This window comes from Desulforapulum autotrophicum HRM2, from assembly GCF_000020365.1.
Classification (GTDB): domain Bacteria; phylum Desulfobacterota; class Desulfobacteria; order Desulfobacterales; family Desulfobacteraceae; genus Desulforapulum; species Desulforapulum autotrophicum.
In genome coordinates, this window is the sequence record NC_012108.1 from 4,892,102 (window position 1) to 4,916,123 (window position 24,022).

Annotated in this window: 21 protein-coding genes; 6 read left to right on the plus strand and 15 right to left on the minus strand. The window is 47.5% G+C overall.

Annotated features, from left to right (window positions below):
- Positions 1-95 precede the first annotated feature (95 nt).
- The 3 genes from HRM2_RS21480 to HRM2_RS21490 are packed head-to-tail and all read right to left on the minus strand — an operon-like array spanning position 96 to position 2,682.
- Positions 96-1,244, minus strand: coding sequence for a SpoIIE family protein phosphatase (locus HRM2_RS21480; RefSeq protein WP_148214687.1), 1,149 nt, complete (start codon positions 1,242-1,244; stop codon positions 96-98).
- Between the two features lie 52 nt (positions 1,245-1,296).
- Positions 1,297-1,491: a hypothetical protein gene (locus HRM2_RS21485; protein WP_041273424.1), complete on the minus strand. Its 195-nt coding sequence runs from the start codon at positions 1,489-1,491 to the stop codon at positions 1,297-1,299.
- A gap of 57 nt (positions 1,492-1,548) precedes the next feature.
- A complete protein-coding gene (locus HRM2_RS21490) occupies positions 1,549-2,682 on the minus strand; it encodes a serine hydrolase domain-containing protein (protein WP_015906146.1) in 1,134 nt (377 codons plus the stop codon).
- 644 nt (positions 2,683-3,326) lie between these two features.
- On the opposite strand from HRM2_RS21490, the gene HRM2_RS21500 reads away from it, so the two are divergent.
- Complete coding sequence (locus HRM2_RS21500; RefSeq protein ID WP_015906147.1) at positions 3,327-4,814, plus strand: succinate CoA transferase; 1,488 nt, start codon at positions 3,327-3,329, stop codon at positions 4,812-4,814.
- A gap of 93 nt (positions 4,815-4,907) precedes the next feature.
- On the opposite strand, the gene HRM2_RS21505 is transcribed toward HRM2_RS21500, so the two are convergent.
- The 5 genes from HRM2_RS21505 to HRM2_RS26255 form a co-directional block, all read right to left on the minus strand.
- Positions 4,908-5,657, minus strand: coding sequence for an MBL fold metallo-hydrolase (locus tag HRM2_RS21505; protein ID WP_015906148.1), 750 nt, complete (start codon positions 5,655-5,657; stop codon positions 4,908-4,910).
- 767 nt (positions 5,658-6,424) lie between these two features.
- Positions 6,425-6,928, minus strand: coding sequence for a hypothetical protein (locus HRM2_RS25600; protein WP_049770489.1), 504 nt, complete (start codon positions 6,926-6,928; stop codon positions 6,425-6,427).
- A 46-nt stretch (positions 6,929-6,974) separates the two neighbouring features.
- Complete coding sequence (locus HRM2_RS21515; RefSeq protein ID WP_015906151.1) at positions 6,975-9,074, minus strand: methyl-accepting chemotaxis protein; 2,100 nt, start codon at positions 9,072-9,074, stop codon at positions 6,975-6,977.
- Positions 9,075-9,481: 407 nt separating this feature from the next.
- Complete coding sequence (locus HRM2_RS21520) at positions 9,482-13,024, minus strand: choice-of-anchor U domain-containing protein (protein WP_015906152.1); 3,543 nt, start codon at positions 13,022-13,024, stop codon at positions 9,482-9,484.
- 166 nt (positions 13,025-13,190) lie between these two features.
- Complete coding sequence (locus HRM2_RS26255) at positions 13,191-13,352, minus strand: hypothetical protein (RefSeq protein ID WP_202944669.1); 162 nt, start codon at positions 13,350-13,352, stop codon at positions 13,191-13,193.
- A gap of 997 nt (positions 13,353-14,349) precedes the next feature.
- Between HRM2_RS26255 and HRM2_RS21525 the strand changes: the two genes are divergently transcribed.
- The 5 genes from HRM2_RS21525 (at position 14,350) to HRM2_RS21545 (ending at position 18,368) form a co-directional block, all read left to right on the plus strand.
- Positions 14,350-15,252 carry a transporter substrate-binding domain-containing protein gene (locus HRM2_RS21525; protein ID WP_015906153.1) on the plus strand — a complete coding sequence of 301 codons (903 nt, stop codon included), beginning with the start codon at positions 14,350-14,352 and terminating at the stop codon, positions 15,250-15,252.
- Between the two features lie 76 nt (positions 15,253-15,328).
- Positions 15,329-16,051, plus strand: a complete 723-nt coding sequence (locus tag HRM2_RS21530; protein WP_015906154.1) for an amino acid ABC transporter permease — start codon at positions 15,329-15,331, stop codon at positions 16,049-16,051.
- Position 16,052: 1 nt separating this feature from the next.
- On the plus strand, positions 16,053-16,718 hold the full coding sequence (locus HRM2_RS21535; RefSeq protein WP_015906155.1) for an amino acid ABC transporter permease: 666 nt from the start codon (positions 16,053-16,055) through the stop codon (positions 16,716-16,718).
- Positions 16,711-17,457 carry an amino acid ABC transporter ATP-binding protein gene (locus HRM2_RS21540; RefSeq protein WP_015906156.1) on the plus strand — a complete coding sequence of 249 codons (747 nt, stop codon included), beginning with the start codon at positions 16,711-16,713 and terminating at the stop codon, positions 17,455-17,457. The genes HRM2_RS21535 and HRM2_RS21540 overlap by 8 nt, the downstream gene beginning before the upstream one ends.
- Positions 17,458-17,543: 86 nt before the next feature.
- Complete coding sequence (locus HRM2_RS21545) at positions 17,544-18,368, plus strand: MBL fold metallo-hydrolase (RefSeq protein WP_015906157.1); 825 nt, start codon at positions 17,544-17,546, stop codon at positions 18,366-18,368.
- Positions 18,369-18,459: 91 nt separating this feature from the next.
- Here HRM2_RS21545 and HRM2_RS26260 read toward each other — a convergent pair whose 3' ends face one another.
- The 7 genes from HRM2_RS26260 to HRM2_RS28130 all read right to left on the minus strand — a co-directional run bounded on the left by HRM2_RS26260 (position 18,460) and on the right by HRM2_RS28130 (position 24,015).
- The gene (locus HRM2_RS26260; protein WP_269719629.1) at positions 18,460-18,642 is read right to left on the minus strand and encodes a DUF711 family protein; all 183 of its coding nucleotides are present in this window, start codon (positions 18,640-18,642) and stop codon (positions 18,460-18,462) included.
- Positions 18,643-18,682: 40 nt separating this feature from the next.
- Positions 18,683-20,278: an IS66 family transposase gene (tnpC, locus tag HRM2_RS21550; protein ID WP_012662743.1), complete on the minus strand. Its 1,596-nt coding sequence runs from the start codon at positions 20,276-20,278 to the stop codon at positions 18,683-18,685.
- Positions 20,279-20,322: 44 nt separating this feature from the next.
- Positions 20,323-20,676 carry an IS66 family insertion sequence element accessory protein TnpB gene (gene tnpB / locus HRM2_RS21555; protein WP_012662744.1) on the minus strand — a complete coding sequence of 118 codons (354 nt, stop codon included), beginning with the start codon at positions 20,674-20,676 and terminating at the stop codon, positions 20,323-20,325.
- Positions 20,676-21,041, minus strand: a complete 366-nt coding sequence (tnpA, locus tag HRM2_RS21560) for an IS66 family insertion sequence element accessory protein TnpA (RefSeq protein WP_041272989.1) — start codon at positions 21,039-21,041, stop codon at positions 20,676-20,678. Before tnpA ends, tnpB begins: the two co-directional genes overlap by 1 nt.
- A gap of 87 nt (positions 21,042-21,128) precedes the next feature.
- The gene (locus HRM2_RS21565; protein WP_232364106.1) at positions 21,129-22,217 is read right to left on the minus strand and encodes a DUF711 family protein; all 1,089 of its coding nucleotides are present in this window, start codon (positions 22,215-22,217) and stop codon (positions 21,129-21,131) included.
- Positions 22,218-22,363: 146 nt separating this feature from the next.
- A complete protein-coding gene (locus HRM2_RS21570) occupies positions 22,364-22,831 on the minus strand; it encodes a tautomerase family protein (protein ID WP_015906159.1) in 468 nt (155 codons plus the stop codon).
- Positions 22,832-23,019: 188 nt separating this feature from the next.
- Entirely contained in the window at positions 23,020-24,015 is a 996-nt protein-coding gene (locus HRM2_RS28130; RefSeq protein ID WP_269719595.1) for a cation-translocating P-type ATPase, read from the minus strand.
- Between the last annotated feature and the right edge of the window lie 7 nt (positions 24,016-24,022).

Here is a 24,022-nt window from a genome sequence, read left to right on the forward strand (position 1 = left end):
TCTCCTAAATTTTTTCCGCCCAAATAAGATAGCAGGCGTTTTATACCGACGTACCCATATCAGACTTCTTGACAGAAACCACAGGGGCGTTGATGCTAATCAACAACGATAATCACCATGGCCTGATCATCATCAGCCGGACAGTCTCCTGCAAACTTGGAGATGTCGTCAACAATTTCTTTAAGAATGACTTCTGGGTCATCGGAGGCGGCGTTTGAAAACTGTCCCAGCAAGCGGTTCGTCCCGTAACGCTCCTGGGATGCGTTGAATCGGTCGGTGACCCCATCCGTATAAAACAGAATGCGGTCGCCGGGATGAAGGGTGACTTCGGTCACCGGCACATCGGCATAGGGACCCAATCCCATCAGCAAAACGCTGTCACAGGGAATTTCAGCCGCTGCTTTTTCCGAAAACCGATAAAGGATAGGGAGTGGATGGCCGGCACAGGCGATTCTGAGGGTCCTTCGGGCGGGATCATAAACAGCATAGACTGCCGTGACAAAACTATCCCTGTTCACCTTGCAGAGATTTTCATTGATGAAGGAGAGCATTCTGTCCGGTTCGGCAAGGCCGGTTGAACAGGAGCGAAACAGGGCGCAAGTCATGGCCATCATGACAGCCGCAGGAGCACTGTGGCCTTCTGCATCGGCGATCAGAACGGCCAGAAGCCCCCCTGGCAGCGTCATAAAATCGTAGTAATCGCCACCGGCATAACGACTGGTTTCATAGTGCACTGCCAGTCTCAGCCCGGGGACCTGGGGCAGACGTTCGGGCAGAAGGTTACGTTGAAGCTGGGAGACCACCTGCAGCTCGTGCTCCAGCTCATCCCTTTGCTGTTGCACCTCGCGACTGAGACGATGAATCGTCAGGTGGGTATTCACGCGGGCGATGACCTCTTCGGGCTGGAAGGGCTTGGCAACATAGTCCACCGCCCCCAGCTGAAGCCCACGCACCTTGTCCCCGGTATCATCAAGGGCAGAAAGAAAAATCACCGGAATTTTCTGGGTGCTTGGATCCGCCTTTAACCGTCGACACACCTCAAATCCGTCGATTCCCGGCATCATTATATCCAGCAAAATGAGATCCGGCCGCGCCTTTTGGGCAATGGTCAGGGCTGTTTCGCCATTTTTAGCGACCAGCAGCTTGCAGCCGAGCCTTTCCAGGGTGTGCATCAGCACCTGAAGGTTCACAGGTTGATCGTCAACCAGGAGAATAGATTCCGTGATCTTGATTGTTGCTGTCATGACCGCTCCCTTGGGCAGGCCGCCCCATGGCCGAAGGCCCATATACCCTCCGTCATACTCTTATGCTCTCATGCTCGTAATCTAATACCGCAACCATCAATTCGACACAATAAAAAAGAGAGAAAAGATCAATGGTCAAATCAGGAATATTGAATCGCAGCAAATTCTCCAGCGCAGGGCAACCGATGGCTGCCTGCACTTCTTCAGCCAGCCCCAGGACAGCACCGGGCATAACATCGTTGATCATGAAGATGAAAAAGTAATGAATTTTCTATTCCTTTCCCTGTTCAGGCTTACCAATTAATCAACACCCAAGATTTCCGATTATAAGGTTACAAAGGCCGGGCATGTTGATGTCATTTTGAAACTTTGTCCAGGAGGCTTCACCTTCAAGGGTATTCTCAGGTTGTCCGTAATTGGTCAAATAAATCACTATCAAATCCAAAGCAGGATCAATCAGAAGAAAAGTTCCCGCCCCTCCCATTTTACCAATGGCCCTATTAGAAACAAGATCACCAAAAAATGAGTAGGGCGACTTCCCATACTCCCAGAACCAGACCTTGGGCCCGCTTAAAATATAATGCAGGTAAGAGGTTGGTGTTTCGTATAACGCCTCATTGGTGACGGCACCGGTCATTTTTCCAACGGTGTGCCTGCCAAAGAGCCTGTTTCCGCCCAGAATTCCCTGATTCAACAACATGGCGGAAAATTTCAGCATATCCTGTGCAGTGGTAAAAAGACCATCTGAGCCAAGGATTCCTCCCATGTTGTGTTCCAGATCCTGACAAAGACTTCCCCGAAGATTCCGGCCGCTGTCCGAGGTTCCCGTGGCAGCGCACCTGGCTTGGTTCTCCGGTGTGAACATCGTATCTTTCATGTTCAAGGGTTCAAAAATAAATTGCCTGGCAGCGGTTCCAAGATCTGCCCCGAATAGCCGTTCAAGTAGCTTTCCCAGGATTCTACAGGAAACATCAGAATAAAAAACCCGGGTACCGGGTTGCGCAGAAAGTTTCTGGGTATAGTGCAGTTCCCATACCTTTTCCAGATCTTTTTCCAATGCGGCTGCCTCACAACCCTGGGGATCCTCAAGGGAGATGCCTGCGGTAAAATTGAGCATATCCCTGAGGGTTACCCTTGTTTTAAATTCATCGGTTCCAAATTCCGGGAGATAATCAACAAGCTTATTTTCAAGGTTTAACCGCCCCTGTTCAACCAACTTAAAAACCAGAGGCAATGTCACCATTACCTTTGTTATGGACTCAATATTGAACAATGTCTGAGGCGTCACTCTCTCTAAAGGAGCATTGGAGTGCTCCACCATGAATCCCCGGCTAAGTTCCACCAGGGTCTCTCCTTTGTGTGCCACCAACACCTGGCATCCTGAAAATAAACCCTGCTGGATTTTTGATGAAATAAATGATTCAATTAATTTTTTCATACTTCGATTCCCTTTTCCTGATTAAGGGTTCACTGAAAAATCTGCAATGTTGCTTCAAAATTACGAAATCCTCATTTACAGCAGTACACCCCGGTTCCAGAATTTTTTACGCCATACACACGGGCAATTTTGTGAGCATAGCTCCCCTTCGAGCCGCCCAAACACAGGTTTTCGATCAACCAATAGTTAAGTTGCGGCACGAAAAAGCAAAACCCAGAAGAGCCGATCTGCCATTCGGATTTTAGGCCGTTTGTTTATCCGTTTCATTACGGCCCATTGTTGGCGAAACCCAAGGTTCTCAATTGCAGATCGTGAATTCAATTTAAAGATCAAAATCATGATTAAAAATGTGAAAATTATCGTCTCCATATTGCTTGAGGGCTCTATCAGGCGCTAACCGAATTGTCAATGATTGCAGCCAAGACAGATTTTTGAGAAGGACAGGCATGACACCTTTATCGCACAACCGACCGGCAAAAGAATAAAAAAAGACACAAAAGGCTTGTATCTTTATTAAAAAAAGGATAGAGACAGTCCTTTTATTTTCTACTTGGGTTAAAAATCAACAGATCGCCTTTGATTTTTTCATTCATAATTTTATGCAAGGCATTTGTGAAATAATATAAGTCACATGGAGTGTTAAGATGAAAACAGCCGGATATCCAATAATTTCGAAACAAGAAGTGGTCTCCCTGATAAAGGATGGAGATACCGTAGCCTTTAGCGGGTTTACCGCAGCCGGTGCAGCCAAGGCTGTTCCAGCCATGCTGGCTGAACATGCAAGGCAGGAACATGCCCATGGACGTAGCTTCCGGATAAGGGTCATCACCGGTGCTTCCAGCGGAAACTATATCGACAATGATCTGGCCGAGGCCAATGCGATTTCATGGCGGGCCCCCTACCAGGGGGGCAAAAATCTCAGGGATCAGATCAACAGCCAGGAAGTTGAGTATGTGGACATGCACCTGTCCCATGTGCCCCAGACAGTGAGCGCAGGATTCTTTGGAAAAGTGAACGTGGCGGTTGTGGAAGCAACCCAGATCACACCGGACGGCAGGGTCTATCTATCCGCCTCCATTGGAGCGTCTCCCACCTGGCTGACCTGTGCTGACAAGGTGATCATAGAAATTAACCATTGCCACTCCCCCCGCCTGAGCGAATTGGCCGATATTTTCATCATGCCTCCTCCGCCAAGACGCCATCCCATCAATGTTTACAACCCCCTGGCTAAAATTGGATGGCCCTTTGCCCAGGTGGATCCCAAAAAAGTGATGGGCATTGTGGAAAATAATGAACCGGACCAGGTCATGGCTTTTAGCCAGGAAGATGAAACCAGCAAAAAAATCGCAAACCATGTGATTGAATTTTTACTGAACGAAAAACAGTCAGGCCGAATCCCCCCCCAATTATTTCCCCTCCAGGCCGGTGTGGGCAATACAGCCAATGCCGTGCTGGCCGGGCTAGGACGCCACCCGGATATCCCGCCGTTTTACATGTATTCGGAAGTTTTCCAGGATGCCATGCTGGAGTTGATAGATTCTGGCAAACTTTTAGGTGCTTCGGCCACGGCCCTTACCATTGTGCCGGAAAAGCTGAAACAGATCGAAGACAACATGGATTTTTACAGCAAAAAAATTGTATTAAGACCCCAGGAAATCTCCAACCATCCAGGCATTATCCGTCGCCTGGGTGTGGTGGCCATTAACACGGCCCTTGAAATCGACATTTACGGTAATGTAAACTCCTCCCATGTGCTGGGAACCCATGTGATGAACGGGGTGGGTGGCAGCGGCGAATTTGCCCGGAACAGCCATCTGTCCATTTTCATGACCCCATCCATAGCCAAAGGGGGAAAAATTTCTGCAGTGGTTCCCATGGTCCCCCATGTGGACAACAATGAGCATTCGGTCCAGGTGGTGGTAACAGAACAGGGGCTGGCAGATCTAAGGGGACTTGGCCCCCTGGAACGCGCAGAAAAAATAATCAATACCTGCGCCCATCCCTTATACCGACCCTATTTAAAAGAATATGTAGCCAAGGGCAGCTGTGGTCATATCTGCCACGACCTGACCCGCTGTTTTGAACTCCACCGAAATTTTAAAGAATTTGGGGAAATGCTCCCCAACTGCTGACTGGAAAGAGAAGTCAAATAGATGGGGGGCAGAGCTCAGGGACTCGGAAATAAAAAACCTGCTCCGCCCCCCATAGTGGAGTGGGGTTCTCCTTCAGAATCTCTTGAAGATGGTATCTGGCAGGCTCACTTTTTTCCCAACTCCTCCTGCAATATATTTTTCCTTAAAACTTTCCTTAAACATTTCTTTGGCCAGGTCACCGCTGCAGTGAGTTGAACACACATGCTTGACTGCTTCATTTTGCAGAGATTGTATCACTTGTTGTATCGCTGCAGGATTCTCATCCAGCAGATGAAATCCTCCCATTAACAGAAGGATCTCTTTGTCCATAATCTGTCTGGCCTTTCTGGCAATATTGACAATGCCGGGATGAGCACAGCCGGTTATGACGACCAGGCCTTCCTTTGTATCGATGATCATTGATTGTTCACCTATACAATCTTCGGCCATAACTCCAGTCGAGTATACATGATCAAAAAGTTCGGTTGCCTGATAGTCGAGAACAGTTAGATCCTGGACTTGATTTTTTAAATCATTCAGCAAAAACTTCGAGAGTGAGTCAGGTGCAAAAATATGCAGGTTTGGGTTTTCTTCTATAACTGAGTCAACACCTCCTATATGGTCCCAATGTGGGTGAGAGATAAAAAGTGTATCAATATTTTTGACGTTTAAGCCTGAAGTTTGTATATTTCTTAAAAGTACATGCCCATTGCTGCCGGTATCAAAAAGTATTGTATGATTGGGCAGTTGCAAAAAAGCCGAAAATCCCCAGAGGGAAGTGAGATCCGGATTATAGTGATAATTATCAAAAACGATGGTGATTTCCATATCATGTGCTTTCATTTTGCAAATTCCTTTTTTCAACTCCCACACCGCTGGCATTTCATGACGAGCGACTGGAGGCCTTTCCATGCGTATTGGGTAAAAACTTTCGCTATGCTTTTGAATTCAGGGATAGAAGTTGGTTGAACTGCCATACTTTTAAGCTGGTTTTCCCGTACCCTGCAGATCCCCTCCTTACTCTCCTTGATATGGCAGCGGTGGTTGCATAAGCCGCAGAGACCATCATTTCCATTCAAGTATTGAATCCTTAGCAGCCTGAACATGAAGTAAAGCTATCAGAATCACCAGCAACAGTTAATCATAAGCTTGCCCCCTTTATTTTACTTTTGGGTTGTTTTCTTAGTTCCTTTCTTCCCCCCAGTCATCGGCCCTTGCCCAGAGCCTTTGCCCTTACCCTTCCCTTTTCCATGACCGTCTTTAGGCCCCTGACCTTTTGGCCCAGTACCATCTTTATTTGGCATATTAATGACCTCCTTCCTGTTTGCAAACGTCATTTTCACTGTCGCCAGCTGTTTGACGTTCAGTGCAAAAAAATGTTATCTGCCATTTATTCTTTTCTTACATATACCTCGCCACAGTCAAACGTAAATGGTATTTTACGTTTGTTCCGATATTTTTTATCCTTAAATAAATATCATTTTTGGCTATTTGACCATCAAGTGATGGTTTACTGGAGGCACGCCAAAAAGAGCCTGCTTTTAATCCTCAAAATGGATATCATAAGCAGTTCTTGGCCCCAAACGCTTTCACTATGGGAGTATGTCAATTCATCCATTTTTTAAAAAATAAAGTAGCAGTTTGTCCCCATCTTCTGGTGGGGCTGAAATCCAGTATCCCAGTTGTTCCTGGCAAAAGACATAGTGTACTTGTCCCATCCCAAGAAACTTATACACTTTGATTTTGTTACGGATAAAGGTTTCTGGGTCATGGAATGGTGAACGAGGATTGCTCACCATTTTATCTGCCATGACCTCAGCCTGCTCTCTGGTCAAATCCGCGGTTTTGCTGCGTGATATCCAGATCATGGCGGGGCGTTTCCCCGTTAGCTGGTAGGTGCCGATGGCCCCAGCTTCTACGATAATATCTTTGCCATGCAGGCTGTTGATTTGTTCCAGGGCTTCAGTGCCAGTGATCAGCTGAATCTGCTGCCATTCGCCGATACTTTTCGGTAATAATGAACCGAGGTTCTGTTGTTTTTTAGCTTGCTGGCTGCAAGCACATAGCAAGGAGAACAGCAAAAGTGACAAGCCAATTGTAATTGTCCGTTTCATAACAAAAAAAGCTCCATTTCTTTTTCGTTTCAAGTGATTTCTTTTTTTAAAGTTTAAATTGTTTCACCATTTGGGTCAGGTTTTCTGCAAGCCTGGAAAGTTCAATGGCACTTTCATTTACCTGGGTGCTGCCCGTGTTCATGTCTGAAGCAGCCTGGTTCACCTCTGAAATCTCCCGAGTCACCTCCCCGGCAACACACGAGATCTGATTGACATTTTCATTAATTTCCTGCAGGCCCTGGGCAGCCTGGCTCACATTGTTTGAAATTTCCTGGGTGGTGGCGGATTGTTCTTCAATTGCCGTGGCAATCGTGTTTACAATATCATTAATGTCAGTAATAACCATGGTAATGGATTCAATGGCAGCAATGGATTCAGCCGTGGTGGTCTGAACGCCTGAAATCTTTTCATTAATCTCTCCAGTTGCTTCTGCCGTCTGCTGGGCAAGGGACTTAATCTCTCCTGCCACAACGGCAAATCCTTTACCTGCCTCTCCTGCTCTTGCCGCTTCAATGGTGGCGTTGAGAGCCAGAAGGTTGGTCTGGGCAGAAATATCAGCAATGGCGTCCGTGACCTTGGAAATCTGGGCAGAGGCCTTTCCCAACGCTTCCACTTTTCCGGCGACCTCCTTGGCTTTTTTAACTGCCTGGGAAGTAATTTCGCTGCCTTTGGCGGTATTGCCTGCGATCTCAGTAATGGTGGCAGTCATCTCTTCTGAGGCAGCAACTATCATTTGAATATTGGTGGTGGTCTGTTCCGTGGCTGCGGCCACACTGTTCATATTGGTGGCCATCTCCTCGGCAGCAACAGCCACAGTGTTTGATTTCTCTGCTGTTTGCTCAGAATTGCCACTCATCTGCTCTGAAATGGCTGAGAGCTCTGTAGAAGAAGCCGTCAGGGTCTGGGTGCCCCCTGCAATATCTGAAAACATGGATCTTAAATTTCCAGACATCGTGTTCAGAGCATTTGCGAGAATTCCGATTTCATCTTTCTGGTGAATATCAAGTTTGTGGGTCAGGTCTCCCCTGGCAATTTCCTGGGCCATCCCAACCGTTTGGATAATGGGAGCGGAAATGGATCTGCTGACCCCAAAGGCTATAAATGTAACAACAATAGCTGCCGTCAATGCAATGATCCAGATGAACCATTTTAATGCTTTAATGGGTGCAAAGGCTTCTGCTTCATCAATCTCCGCCAGAAGTCCCCAGGAGGAGAGACCAACGGTTATTGGTACATAAGCGGATAAAACCGGATTGCCGTTATAGTCGATAACGATCTTTCTCCCTGTTTTTCCCGACAGAACCGCATTTCCAGCCACTGTATCCACCGCGCCGTTTGCTGGATTGGCAAAAGAGGCAATTACCGAATGGTTGATCGGATCCAGGAATGAATCCGACCGCATGAGCCTGTCTTGACCGATCAGATAGGTTTCCCCGGTTTCCCCCATCCCATCCCGTTCCTGCATGATCTTGTTAATGGCGTCAATGGAGAATTGAAAAACAAGGATACCAATGGTTTCTCCCCTCTCTTTTATTGGGGCGGCAATGAACTGAGCCGGTGCATTTTTGGACGGTGAATAGGGTTTGGTATCTGAAATGATAATTTTTCCCTCTTTGGCGGCAAGACGCCACACATCCCGAAGAGACGAATCAATATCCGCTGCCCGTTGCCCAAAATCCAACTCCTTGGTAACGGTGAAGAAAGTATCGCCGTGATCCGTATCCATGAGGAAAATATCATAATACCCATATTGTTCCATATAATGCTTAAAGGTTGGAAAATAAAGGTCATGGACAGACCGATAACCATCCGGGGCATCATAGGCTTCATCGGTATGGCCCTTAATTTTTCCACCCTCAACCCCGCCATCGGCCTCAAATGCCGCATCAATCGCTTTCATTGCTTCAATTGTGAATGGATTGTTGGCAAGGACCTTGACATCCCCTATTCTTTCAGAAAGATAGGATTCAATTTGAAACTTCTTAATTTGCCGGATTGCTTCTAATTTGTTGAAGGCTTCGGTGGAAAGTGCTGTGGAAGAAGATTTCACGGCCAGAAACCCCAAAATCATGAGGGGAAGAATACTGACTGCCAGAAACGCGCTGATCAGTTTGGTTCCCAGTTTAATATCTTTAACAAATGCCATACTTTCTCCTTAACTATCTTAAATCAATGAACTAAAAACCAACTTTCGGACCTCAGTTTTGATAATCGGGGTCATGCTTGTATTATTGGAGGCTGAATCTTTTATCAGGCTCCATGCTTTTGACAATATCTTATCCGCTTTCTAAGCCGAACAAAAGTGTAATAATGCAAGCTTACCCCCCATGCAAGCAGCCAATCACGAAAGTTGATCTTTAGTGCCTGACTGAAAACCTTTGTTTGGATGGCTCGAAGAGGAGCTATGCTCACAAACTTGCCCAGATGCAAGGCGCAAACAAAGCTGAAACCAGAGCGTACATTAGTACGTGAGGCCCGATTTATAATTTGGTAGCTTTGTGAAGCAACGCAGCAGATAGGTGAGTTTTCGTTCAAACACTAAATAGCATCCCATCAGGGGACAGTTACCACTTCACCGTTTGAATCAAACTGCTTGAGATAAATACCATACCCATCACCATCCTGGCCGTCGGATTCCCATGTTATAACGTAGCCTCCCCCATTGATTGCGGCGATGGAACAACCGTTCTGGTCTCCCTCCGTTGTCGTATTTACCTGGGTTTCGGTACCGAGCGGTTTTCCATCAGCACCATAGCGCTGTGAATAGACACCGTATTCACTGCCATCCTGAAATGCAGAGAGCCAGGTGACAACATACCCACCGCCGCTCAGTCCTGTTACACGGGCAAAATCCTGATGGTTGTCTGTGGTGGTATTGACCAGGGTTTCAAAGCCGACAGTATTGCCATCAGCAACATAGCGTTGATGATAAATGCCGCCATCAAAACCATCCTGTTCATAGGAAGTCCAGGTGATGACATATCCCCCGTCGCTCAAAGCCGCAGCGTCAGCACCCGATTGGGAATTAACCGTGGTGGTATTGACCCGGGTCTCGGTATCGACCGTAATGCCGCTGCTGTCATAGCGTTGAAAATATACGCCGTTGCCATCCCCGTCCTGATCCCTGGAACTCCAGGTGATCAGGTAGCCGCCATCGCTCAATGGGATAATGCCTCCCGGGGTCTGAGAGTTTTCCGTGGTGGTATTGATCCGGGTCTCGTCCCCGACAGCGTTGCCAGCGGCATTGTATTGCTGTGCATGCACATCATGGGAATTGTTAAACACATAGGAGGACCACATGACCACATAACCACCGCCGTTCAACCCCGCCACGTCCGGGAGAGACTGGTAATTGGTTGTGGTTGTATTCACTCGGGTCTCACTGCCGACCTTCTCGCCGGATGCATCAAAGCGCTGGAGATAGATGTTGTCCGCAGCCGTGCCATCATCGTGTCTCCAGGTGACGACAAAGCCCCCATCGGTCAGGCCGCTGACTTCCGATTGCCACTGTCTTTCCTCCCAGGTTGTGTTGACCAATGTTTCATCCCCAAGTTCACTGCCATCGGCATTGTAGCGCTGAAAATAAATACCGTCGTCATCTCCATCCTGGTCTTCGGATCTCCAGGCCACCACATATCCGCCGCCGCTCAGGACCGCAACGGAAGGCCCCCTTTGATCGCCGTCAGTGCATGTGTTGACCTGAATATCCTCTGGCCCAGGTTCCGGTTCATCGTCGAGGCCGGTGATGGTGATGGAGGCTGTTTGGGAAACACCCTGAAAGCCATCAAACACCGTGTAACTGTATTCGATGACATTGCTTTCACCCTCGTCCAGAGACACATAGTCTGCCGGGTTGATGTTGAGCGCATTGGTTCCCACGGTAACACCAGTGGCATCACCGCTTTCAAGGTTCAGGGCAATAACGCTCAAGCTGTCGCCATCAGGGTCGGATGCATTTTCCAACAGATTAACATTGAATTGCAGATCCTCTTCGGTTGCCGATGCGGTCACAGGGGCAGTAACCACCGGAAGATCATTGGTGCCGGTGATGATAATATCCACAACGGCCGGCTCGCTGACGGCGTTAATTTCACCCGAGTCGTCCGTAACCCTTATCTCAAGGGTGACCGTAGTGCGTTCTCCCTGGGCGAGATAGTCGAAATACATCTCTGGATCAAAAACGATTTGCCCTTCCACGAGACTGACACTGCCGTCACCCTCGATGATCTGACAGTCATACAGACTCAAGACATCATCCGTATCCCGGTCAAAGGCATAAGGTAAAATGTCTACTGTGGTTGATGTATTCTCATCGCCCATGGCGATACCGGTAGTGAGAAGCCGCCGCGCATAGACATCTTCGGATCTGTTATCGGTCGTGAACAGCGATTCCCAGGCAACGACATAACTGTCATTGGCCAGGACGGCAACGGCAGGAGTTCTTTGAACATAATCAGTTCGCAAATTGACTAAAAACGCATCTTCCATGGGTGAGCCGGAAGCGTTGAAGCGTCTCGCCCATATATCCATTCGGTCATCGGGGTTATCAAACCACAACCGGTTTGACTCCCATGCCACGATATAACCACCGTCACTGAAACTTGATACAACTGGACCTTTATCGTAATTTTGTAAAGGATTCACCTGCGTTTCCGGTCCAATGGCCTCCCCGGAAGCGCTGAAGCGTTGCGCACGAATGGCAATATCACTGTCAAACTGGTGGCCGTCGAGATCATTACCCTCCCATACCACAACATATCCCCCGGCAGCGAAAACCGCGACATCCGGAAATCTCTGGTTTCCCACGGTTGATGTGCCCACAGGTGTTTCGCTACCGACGGGCTGGCCGTCGGCATCAAAGCGCTGAAAAAAGATTCGTCGAGTTGCATCTTCCAGGGAGGCAGATGCAGAATAGGATTGCCAGGCCACGACATATCCCCCGTCACTTAATGCTTCAACAGAAGGAAGATGCTTATGATTATCGGCACTGGCATTGACAATGGTTTCAGCGATGATCCTTTCACCTGCGGCATTGAACACCTGTGTGGCGATTCCGTACCTCACATACTCCCCTCCACCATGGTCATAAATGGTATAGGCAATAACAAATCCGCCCCCGGTTAACCCGGTGATGTCAATACTTTTATTTGTAGATCCGACAGTCAGAGTAAAACCGACCAGGGTCTCATCTCCCACGGCCAGGCCATCTGAATTGTATCTCTGAAAATATAAATCACCCGGCCCGTAAAACTGGCCATTCGTAGTCAACCACAGAATGACATACCCACCATCATGCAAGCCGACGGCCTTGGGAATTTGCTGCATTCCTTCAGTTGTCGTGTTCACCAGTGTCTCCACCCCCAGTTTCACACCCGCGGCATCAAATCTCTGGGCGTATATCCCGTATCTGTCGCCATCCTGAATGTAGGATTGCCAGACAGCCAGATACTGACCATTAGCAAGGGCTGTTAATGCGGGGCGTGATTGAGAGTAAGTCGTTGTTGTATTGACACACTGTTCCAGGGTGATCATCGGCTGACTGTTTTCGATGGTTTGACCGATTCCAACGGGAACCGCCACACCGCCCGGATCTGTAATCTGCCCGGCTATGGCATCCGAATCCCCAATGCCGTTATCAGTTAAGGTCAACGTCACCTGATTGCCGCTGATAACAGCGCCACCGTACTCCTCGAAACCCGCATTCGTGACCTTATAATATTTAGCATCGGCATCAAAAACCGTGGGAAACGTTATTACAACGGTCACGGTATCGCCACCGGCGGGATTTAAATTTTCTATGGTAAAAGAAATCAGTCCGTCCGGGAAGTCATAACCCGCCGGCCGGTTCTCCTGGGCCACATCGGAGGGATAGAAGACAGCAATTGAGTCTTCGTTGACCGTTGCACTGGTGTGGGAAGACACATCAATGGTGTAACTGCTGCCGAGATAAATAAATTCGGCCACCGTATTATCTTCCGGCGGGAGTTCAGCAGAGTTATCATCATCATTGTTGCTGCTGCTGCATCCCGCAAAGATCAAAAAGAGTGCACATGTGATAATAATTGCAAATCTAATCGAAGTGTTGAGAGTGGTCATTTTGTTTCCCCCATCTTATTTGTTAAAATGGTCAGACTTCTTCTTTTCGGCTCACCCGCTTCAATGGTTTTTTTCAAAGACAAACTACTGATTCGAGTAGCCTGGTACGATTTGCACTGTTGGGTTGGTACGATTGTCGCAACTATTTGAGGTCTGGCCGACCTATCTATTCTTGAATCATCCAGATGTTTTCATCCGCATAAACCACTTCAACGCCGCACTTACCACTTGCCGCGACAAATGTCAGGGACACTGCATCCGAGGACCGGACAATGGATGTCTCTTTTCCCCCGGAATTCTGTCTTCTTTTATTTTTATTCTTTTTCATTCTACCCGTCTACAGTTTTAGTTCCCATACCCAGTCCAACTGTGGTGATTTTTATAAGAAACGCACTTCAAACCGGCAGCCGGAAACGGGTGTTACCCTTCTCTCATTCTCGCAGCCCGTCCGTGGGCTGCTCCGAGGAAAATGGCAACTCCTTGGGCGTCCATGCCCACCGTTGCCATTTAACCCGTTCAGGGTAACACCCGTTCCCGCCTACCTACTGCTATCGAGTTTCATGCTTCGTTGTGTCCGCCAGGACATGTGGGTTTATAAGAAACTCTTGTCGAAACATCATTGTGAAAGTCTCGACTTTCGAGCCCTCTTTGGTTTCCCTGACTGGAACATTGTAAACCAAAGGGGTTAGGATTTTTGCCCTTCCAGGCGTTAAGAAGCGCAGGCTGTTTGAGGACTTTAGCCCGCAGTTCCTACGCTTTAGTCTGGAAGGGCAAAAATCCCCCCGACGTTTACCGTTCCGGTCAGGGTAACCAAAGAGGGCGGAATGGTACTATCGCCTGCCCGGTATCATCGTGTTTCATGCTTCGTTGTGTCGGCAGGCCGACATGGCCGTTATATGAAACACCCACCAAAGCATCACTAATGGAGGCGTTTCCAATTTCGTTGTGGCCAGGGCAGATACCATGCTCCGGCCATGCCGGTTATAGAAAACGCATATGGCAATCTGATTGATCATTACGATTAACAATTGGATTTTCATTTTTTTTTATAAGAGACTCTCGGGCAAAACAGAAAGAGATTTCAATTTTTTTTACGGGCGGGGTGGGCTTCAGGGGCTCAGATGTAAATAATTCCACAAGTATGATGCAGGATTTCAACTCGTATTCAAGGCGTTATGAAAGGGAGCATATTGGAAGATGTGCCCTTTGATGCAACACAGAAGACGAGCTGAAAGACAAGCAAGATTGAGGAATTATTTATTTCTGAGCCCCTTAATGCCCAATCCGTCCGTCACGGTTTCAATGACTTTAAAAAAGGAGGAAACATGGAAAAAATGATGGGCGTGGCCGTTGCGGCCTTTTACAGTCTGGCAATTCTACTTGGAATTACAGGAAACATGGATCATGCCGTTGCCGGGGATGAAAACCTGCTGGAAAAAATCGAAAAATCCGGTGAAGTTCACATGGGATTCCGGGAGGGTTCTGTGCCCTTTGGTTTTATTGATAAGAACGGTTCCTGGGACGGTTTCGGTATTGATCTGGGAACTGAAGTGGTTAAAGACCTGGAAAAAAAGTTCAACAAACCAATCAAGCTGGTCAAGCATCCCATGAATCCCAAAACCCGGATTACCATGGTAACCAACGGCATGGTAGCCATGGGCATCGGCTCTACCACCATTACCCTGGCCCGGGAAGAAGTGGTGGATTTCAGCCTGCCCTATTTTCTGACGGGTACCCGGCTTCTTGTGCCCAAAGACAGTCCCATTTCCTCTTTTGCCGATATTGGGGGCAAACGGGTGGGCATGGGCTCCGGTTCCACAGCCAATATAAAAGGAATGGACCGGGCCATTGAGCAGGGGCTTGTCAAACCGGCCTGCAAAAAAGTCCTGTTTGAGGAACACAATAAGGGGTTTCTTGCCCTTCAGCAGGGCAAGATTGATGCCTATTTCACGGATGCCAGCCAACTGGCCGGGATGCGGGCCAAGGCCAGAAATCCCCAGGATTGGAAAATCGTTGGCAAATACCTGACCTATGAACCCTATGGATTCATCCTGCCCGAAGGCCAGGGAGAATGGCGGGACTTTGTCAATGCTTCGTTGATCCACATGATCAAGGACGGCCGATTCGAGGTCTTGTACACCAAATGGTTCGGTCCAGACGGGGTGGTCCCCCTGCCCATGACCGACGAATACAAGGTGCTTCTCAAATCCTTAAGTTATCCTGAATAGCCATTTCCTTGAACAAAAGGTTCAACAAAAAGCCGGGGCCGACCACGGATGAACGCCCCGGCTGCACAGGAGTATTTTGCTAAACTATACCTTTGACTGGTCCGTACTCTGGCGGCAGCCCTACGGCGCCATGATGCTCTCGGGAATCTGGACGACTTTAACTCTTTCCCTGGCTGCCTGGTGCGTGGCCGTGGTCCTGGGAATCGGGGTGGCTGCCTGCCGGGTGTTTCACAACAAATGTCTTCGAGCCTTGGGGCTTGGATACGTCCTGGTGTTTAGAAATATTCCGTTCCTGGTTCAGTTGTTTTTCTGGTATTTTGCGGCCCCGCTGCTCTTGCCCCGTTCTATCCAGGACTGGATGTATGACACTGTTCCGGAGTATGCCTTCTGGTGCGGGGCCACAGGACTTGGCATGTACACGGCCTCAAGGGTGGCCGAACAATTCCGGGCAGGGTTTCTTGCCATTTCAGAGGATCAGTACCGGGCTGCCTATGCCACGGGCTTAAGGCCGGCCCAGGTATACGGTTACGTAATTTTGCCCTACGCTTTCAGGATCATCATCCCGGCGTTTACCACAGAGTTTCTCACCTGTTTTAAAAATTCTGCCCTGACCATGACCATCGGTGTCATGGAGATCACCCATACGGCTTATATCATTGATTCCTTTACCTGGCACGGTCTGGAAACCACAACGGCCGCCAGCCTTTGCTACCTGACCATTGCCCAGGGCGTGGCCCTGGTGATGTGGCGCATCGAAAAATGGACGACGATTCCAGGCCTGATCCGGCGGGGGGGATGATATGGACGTTTCCGTTATTTATGACAACCTGGGGTATATGGCCGGCGGGCTGTGGTTGACCTTTGAAATAGCGGTCATGGCCATCACAGGCGGCCTTGTCTGGGGAATCCTTTTGGGTCTTGGCCGGCTTTCCTCCATCCGGCTGGTCTATTATCCGGCCAGTATCTATATTCATTTTTTCCGGGGAATTCCATTGATCCTGGTGATTTTCTGGATTTATTTTCTGGTCCCGGTGTTCCTGGGTCGATCCCTGGGGGAACTGCCTGCAGTGGTCCTCTCGTTTATCCTGTATGAAGCCGCCTATTTTGCCGAAATCATCCGGGCGGGCATTCAGGCAGTCCCTGTTGGCCAGAAAAGGGCAGGCCTTGCAACGGGACTTCGGCCCTGGGACCTGACCGTTCATGTGATCCTGCCCCAGGCCTTGAGCAAAATGGTTCCGGCCCTCATCACCCATTGCGTGGTGGTTTTCCAGGACACTTCCCTGGCCTATGTCATCGGGCTTCGGGAGTTCCTGCGCCGGGTCAATCTGGTGGATGCCCGGGAAGCCCGATCCGTTGAACTCTACTTGTTTGCAGCATGTGTTTATTTTATCATATGCACCTTGGGATCGTTCCTGGGTCATTACCTGGAACACCGGTCCAAGGCAAAGGAAGCTTCTTATGATTGAAATCAAGAATCTTGGTCTGACATACGGCAGCTACCAGGCCCTTGCCCATGTGTCTGTCACTATTGAAGCAGGCACAACCCTGGTCATCTGCGGTCCAAGCGGATCGGGAAAATCCACATTGCTTCGGTGCATCAACGGCCTGGAACGATACCAATCCGGTGAAATCTTTGTGGACAAGGTCCCTGTCCAGGGCAGGGATACGGATATCTATGCCCTGCGTTCGCGCATCGGCATGGTATTCCAGCATTTTGAGCTGTATCCCCACAAGACTGTACTGGACAACCTCACCCTTGCCCCTGTGAAGGTTAAAAAGATGTCCCGGGTCAAGGCCCGGGAAAAGGCGCTGGCCCTGCTGGACCAGGTGGGTATCGCGGATCAAGCCCTCAAATACCCGGCCACGCTTTCGGGCGGCCAGCAGCAGCGGGCCGCCATTGCCCGCGCTTTGGCCATGGAACCTGAGGTAATGCTCTTTGACGAACCCACATCGGCCCTGGATCCGGAAATGATTAAAGAAGTCCTTGGAGTCATTGCCAGCCTGTCCCGGTCCGGCATGACCATGGTGGTGGTCACCCATGAAATGGGGTTTGCGCGCAGGGCCGCAGATGAAATTGTGTTTATGGACCAGGGCCGGATTGTGGAAAAGAATAATGCCCGGGACTTTTTTTCCCACCCGGTTCATGAACGGACCCGGCAGTTCCTGGGTAAGGTGATGCACGAACCGTTTGATGGAATCGGATAAAAAGAAATAGCCAATTGCTGGGTTTCATTCTTCAACCCGATATAGGGCTTGTCCACAACAAAGATTGAAATTTAAGGAGCAAAAAAATGAAACCAAAACTTGAGATCAGCGTATTATGTGAAGACCAGGTAATGATGGGATTCAAGGACCGGATTTTCAAAGGGGCCCATGGCCTCTCCCTGTTCATCCGGGCTGAGCAGAACATCCTTTTTGATACCGGTCCCTCGGATGTATTCCTTGACAATGCAGCCCTCCTGGGTCTGGACCTTGACGCCCTGGAATGGATCGCCCTAAGCCACGGTCACTGGGACCATGCCGACGGTCTTGCCTTTCTGGCAGGTCAGATCAAAAAAACAAAACTGATTGCCCACCCGGCCGTATTTACGGACCGGCACAAGCCCACCGGGGAATTCAACGGCATGTCCCTTTCCAGAGAGGCACTTGAGGCCTCCTTTGACTTGGAATTATCTGAAGGCCCCAGGCAGTTGACACCCACCGTTTATTTCCTGGGCCAGGTCCCCCGGTCCAATGGGTTTGAATCGGTGTCCACCCAATTTTACCAGCTTGTGAATGGGAAACAGGCCCCGGATTTTCTTGAAGATGATACTGCCCTGGCCGTTAAAACCGATCAGGGCTGCGTGGTCATTGCCGGATGCGCCCATGCTGGAATATGCAATATCTGTGAACATGCCAAAGCCGTGACCGGGCAGGACCGGATTCACATGGTCATGGGTGGGTTCCATCTCCTGGGGTCCGAAGATCAGCTAAGTCGGACCGTTGAATATTTTAAGGCCCATCCTGTGGACCGTCTGCTACCCATGCACTGTACGGGTTTTGACGCCCTGTGCCGGTTTCACCGGGAACTGGGAGCTGAAAAGATTGCTACAGGCCAGACCATATGCATAGCCTAAATCAAATTTAGAGAAGTCTAACTGTGGTTGATAAGCCATATTATCACCAAAAAATATTTGGCTGAACATCAAGTGGCGGCCGTTGCAGCATTTATGGGACAGCGAGCACTGCACAATTGCAAAGATCATCACTTTCAAAAGCAGTCATGTCACCTGCTTTCAATCCCGGTACAGGAAACAGCCGAACGGTTAAGGGCTTGTTCAAACGATATGCCATGGTACCGGTATCTCTCATGAGGGCTGAAATTTTGTCCATGGGTGTATCACCTGGTATGTAAGCGCTCTATAAACCGCACCTTGTCAGCACAGGCAAATTATGAGATTTTAGGTGGGCCTGAGAGTTGGGACGGTGTCAGATACTGTGGCAACAAGGCTTTATAATCTGCCTCAGTCATGGCCTGGGGAAGATTTTCAAAAAGGAAGCGAAGATACCAATATGGCTCAAGGCCATTTGCTTTGGCAGTTTCAATAAGGCTGTAGATTCCTGCACTGGCGGTTGCTCCCTCTGGTGCTCCCGAAAATAACCAATTTTTTCGACCTATCGTAAAGGGCCTGATGCTGTTTTCAGCCATATTGTTGTCAGGGGTTACATGACTCGTTTCGACATATACAATGAGTCTGTGCCACTGATTTAAGGCGTAGCCAATAGCTTTTCCCAATAAACTTTTGGGTGGAACCTCTTCAATTTTGACATCCAACCAGCGTTTGAATTCATCCAGTACCGGTTTGGCCTTTGCCTGTCGTTCCTGGACAAGGTCTTCACCGGTTAACTCGATCAGTTTAGCTTCTTTTTCAATTCTATAGAGCTTCCGGATGTATTTCAGCGCCTGATCGGCAGCACCAGCTCTGGGTTTGCCATTCTTATTTGTTCCACCAGCCTTAACGACATCCATGAATTTACGGCGTGCATGTGCCCAGCACCCCATGTGAGAGATATTTGACTCATTATCCAGAAAGCCATAGCCAGAATACCCATCTGTCTGAACAACACCTGTATATCCCTGCAAAAACGCAACAGCAGCATCACCTGCACGGGTGGGGTGGTATTCAAAAAGGAGACCGGGATGCTCATGGGACCCTCCTCGAAATACCCACATATAGGATTTAGTTGTGTTCTTTTTTCCAGGCTCGTTGAGAACCTGGACCGGAGTCTCGTCGATCTGGATTAATGGTCCCGAAAGGATTTCGTTTTTGAGCATTGCAAAAAGTATTTCACAACTTTCGCATATTTTTTGTGCCCAGTTGCACATGGTTGCCCTGGAGATCTTTACCCCGATTCTCAGAAATTGCTTTTCCTGACGATAAAAGGGTAAAGCATCGACAAATTTGGCAGTTATAACAAAGGCAATCAGGCCCGGCGTTCCAATACATTTGGGAATAATCTGTTCAGGGAGCCGTGCAATGGCAACTGTGGGACCATCGCTTTCAACCCCTTCACACTTTTTACAGGCATATTTAGGACGGACGTTGCGAATGACCTGGATTTTTGAAGGAACAATATCGAGTTGCTCAGATACTTCTTCTCCAATGCATGTTTTCAAACAACCGCATTTACAAAGCTTTTCGGCCTCATCTATATCATGGATAACCTCTATCCGGGGAAGGTCCTCAGGGATGGGCTTGCGTCCACGCTTTTTGCGTTTGTGGCTTGGAACAACAATTTCATCGTCCTCTTCAGGCTCTTCTACTATCGAAAAATTTTCTTCCGGTAGATCAAACAGAGAGAGTTGTTTGTCGTCAACTGGCTTCTTTTCACTTTTACGGCCAAAGAGTTTGTCTTTAAGACAACGAATTTGTTCATTAAGGATGTCGATTTCAGATAAATATTCTTTTTCCTTTCTTAAGTAGGAATCGATTATTTTCTGTAATTCATTAACCTTTTCAGAGGCTATGTTGGCTTCGATAATCATGCGCACAACATAGCATAAAGAGCTGAAATTTTAAACCTTTATTATCAATAAAGTGTCGAATATTTCAAGGAATTGTGGGCCTCTTTCTGATAAATATTGAGGCCATCCATCAACCAGGTGAGTTCACGTTTCTCAATGGTCATGATCTCCTCTTTGGAAGTTGGCCATTTAAAGAAATGTTTCTCCAGCCTTTTGTGCCACAGGCAAAAACCATTCCTGTCCCAATAAAGGATTTTAATCATATTGCGTTTTCGATTGCAAAAAACAAACAGATGGCCGGAAAAGGGGTCAAGTTCCAGACGTTCACTTACCAGGATCGACAAACCGTCAATGGATTTACGCATGTCGGTAATGCCCATGGCCAGGTAGACCCGAATGTTGGATGAGGTCAAAAACATCACATTCCCTTTAAGGTCAAAATAACCTTCTCAAGAGTCACCGGTGAAAAATCATCCAGAACTTCAATGGTAAATTCAGAGTTCATAGTGATTCGAAGAGAAGGATTGCCAGTTTGCTGAAACAGCCGAGTTGATTTAACAGGCACTGAAGGAATCTGAACAAATTCCAAAGGTAAATTTTCTTTGCGAAACCTACGTTTCCAGTATCTGAAACGGGGTATATTTAAATCGTTTCTTCTGCAATATTCCGCCTGGCTTAATCCTGATGGGGACCAGGACGCTATATGGGACTTCCAAAACTGTTTACGTTCATCATCAGAAATCGATTGCTCTATCGTATCCTGCACCTGTAAAGTTCCCGTCATAATTGAATAAGCCTCCTGCTGTAGTGTGAAAGTTGGCTTAATATGCCACGGGTGGGCAGGCTTTAAAAGATGGGGTTTATAGAGCGCTTACCCTGGTATTGGCACCGTATCCAGGCCAATGCCACAAACCGAGCTGTAAGTTAACAGCGACCGGATATCAAAATTTGAGCGAATGGTTCCTTGAGCAAGTCCTGTATCTTCTGTTAAAGCAAGCATGAGCCCTGAAAAACCAACAAGTTCGACATCTTTAATGGATTTGAAAACTTTTGTTAATAATGATGATGCTTCAACCGTACCAGATGATCCGAAATACGCAATACCCATTTGTTCATAAACCGCTACCATACTTGCACAATTTTTAGAAGGCGCTGCTGAACTGTCAAAACCAGAAAAAGTGAAAGTCTTATCAACATTTGCCTGGTCAATTATCTTTTTGATTGTTGATATATGATATTGAAGCGCTTTGCTCATAACATCATAATATCCCTTAAATAAGGTATTATGATTATGGGTATCAATGCTTTGGTTAAATTCCTTAAGTACGCTGACAAGTAAATCTGGTGTTTCAAGGCCAACGACAAAGCAGTTACCAAGCTCTTTTCTGTGATAACTTGCCGGGAAGTAAGGTATCAGAGGATCGCAATTGAAATTTACAGTGAAGTTAAAGTTCCCCTCTCCTCTTGGCGTAATTTTACTTATTTTCACAACGGCCTCAGATGCCTGCTGAATTAATTCGTTGTTAAGAATACCATAATCATCTAAATTGACATTCACACACACGTTGCACAGATCCCCAAATTCCTTGACCAATTCAGGCAGCATCTCAATTTCACGCTTGGTCCTGGCTTCTCCAATGGCAAACCGGATTCGTATTCCAGACATATCCGAAGAATCTAATAGATTACTCAGATAGGCCAGGTCTTTTCTTGCACTCTCTATATTTTCAGTGTTCAGATACTCACCAAACGGATTGGTAACAATCCTTATAGACTGAACGATATAGTCATTTTTATTAAATTCTTTTGATAAATCCAAACAAAAATGAGAGGCCTTAAGGACTTCTTTTCTCCAGCTTTCTTTGCCCTTATCCAATGATAAAAAAGTGGTTATTGTTCTAATTCTACAAAGATCTTTATTTTTATAACTCAATTTAATAGTCCTTTCTGAAAGCTCCAAAATTCACCCCCTGCTCATAAAGGGCTTTAAAGTTGATCCTCTGCCTGCGTATCATGACAAGATCACCAAGGGGCAGGATATATTGCAGCAATAGGGGGCTATGCAGGTTTGATGGGCACGGCCTTTTTTTTTAATTAACTGCTATATTACAACATTCGCCTGACAGCCATCATTCGTTCTCCTTTTTCCGGGTCAGACAACTCATTCCATGGGGTATTAAAAAACGGGTCAAAGGAGTGGGGGTTCTCCTCCAGTTCAAGGTCCAGCCATGCCATGGGATTAAACCTCCCATCGGCACCTTCCTGGCCTGAACGGGCTGCCGCGTCCATGAGATATTCCATCAAGCCTGCTGTATCATTCTGTTTTTTCTCTTCCGCTTTCGGGGAAAAGGGGTTGTAGCCTGGCTCTTTAGATAAGGTTGCCCAACCCCCAAGGATATCCGGCCTATAGACTTTTTCAGCCCAGTCATGGGGTTCAAATTCTTCAATGGCAACAGAAACAGCTGCATCTTTGCAGTCTATGGCTTCAACAACACTTTTCACGATTTTTTCGGTCAGATCTTTTTTCTGCTGTGCAGATTTCCCGGCATACAGTTTTACTATGAGATGTGGCATGAAATCATTTAATCCTTGTTTTGTTTTAAGTTTACCGGCCCAACCCGTTGCCCTGGGTCTATTCCTTTTTTGCGTTCTGTACGCTCCATTCTCACTCAAAAATTAAAATACTACAACCGAATTACAGCAGTTACAGGTCTGACAACTTAATCAACATTCACCCTTTTCTTCTTCAGAAAGGCCACACATCATTTTGTAACGTTGTACCTTGATTTTACACTTTCCATGATCACAAGGGTTAATAGGCTCAATCCAACACAGGTCAAAAACGATGTCCACGAGAGCAGGGTTAACTTGAATATGTCTCTGAATGGAGGCACAAAATAGACGGTAAACAAGGAGACTAATGAGGCCATAACGCCTAAATTTAAATAGTGATTCTTAAAAAATCCTAATTTAAAGAGACTCAAAGATCTGCTGCGAACATTATAGCTGTGAATGAGCTGGGACAAGCTCAACGTAATAAATGTCATGGTCCGAGCAGTTACCAGATCGGTTTGTTGACCAATCCTGAATGCCGTCAAGCTCAAAGCGCCAATCATGACACCCTGTAGAATAATCAAGCGTGCCAGACCATCACCAAGAATCGGCGTTTCCGGTTGACGTGGTTTTTGAGTCATCAAACCCTTTTCCGATGGTTCTAAGCCAAGTGCAATCGCTGGGAATGAATCTGTAATCAAGTTGATCCATAAGATATGAATAGCAAGCAGCGGTGCTTTCCACCCGACAAGGATGGCAACCAGTAAGGTGACAATTTCACCGATATTCGAGGACAATAAAAACGTAACCGCTTTTCGAATGTTATCATAAATGGTTCTTCCTTCTTTAACAGCCGTTACAATTGTAGAGAAATTATCATCCGTCAAGATCAAATCACTGGCTTCTTTTGCCACATCTGTACCTGTTATCCCCATGGCACAACCAATGTCAGCCCCTTTGAGTGCCGGTGCATCATTGACACCATCACCTGTCATTGCAACAATTTTACCCTTTTCCTTTAACGCTTTTACAATGCGAACTTTGTGGCTTGGAGACACTCTTGCGTAAACGGCAATTTGTTCTACTTCAGTTGAAAAGCGTTCCTCACTCAAAGCATCAAGTTCAGCCCCGGACAACGCTTTATCATCCGCTGCCATTATACCAAGCTCTCTTGCGATGGCCATGGCAGTTTCTTTATAACCCACATGTCCT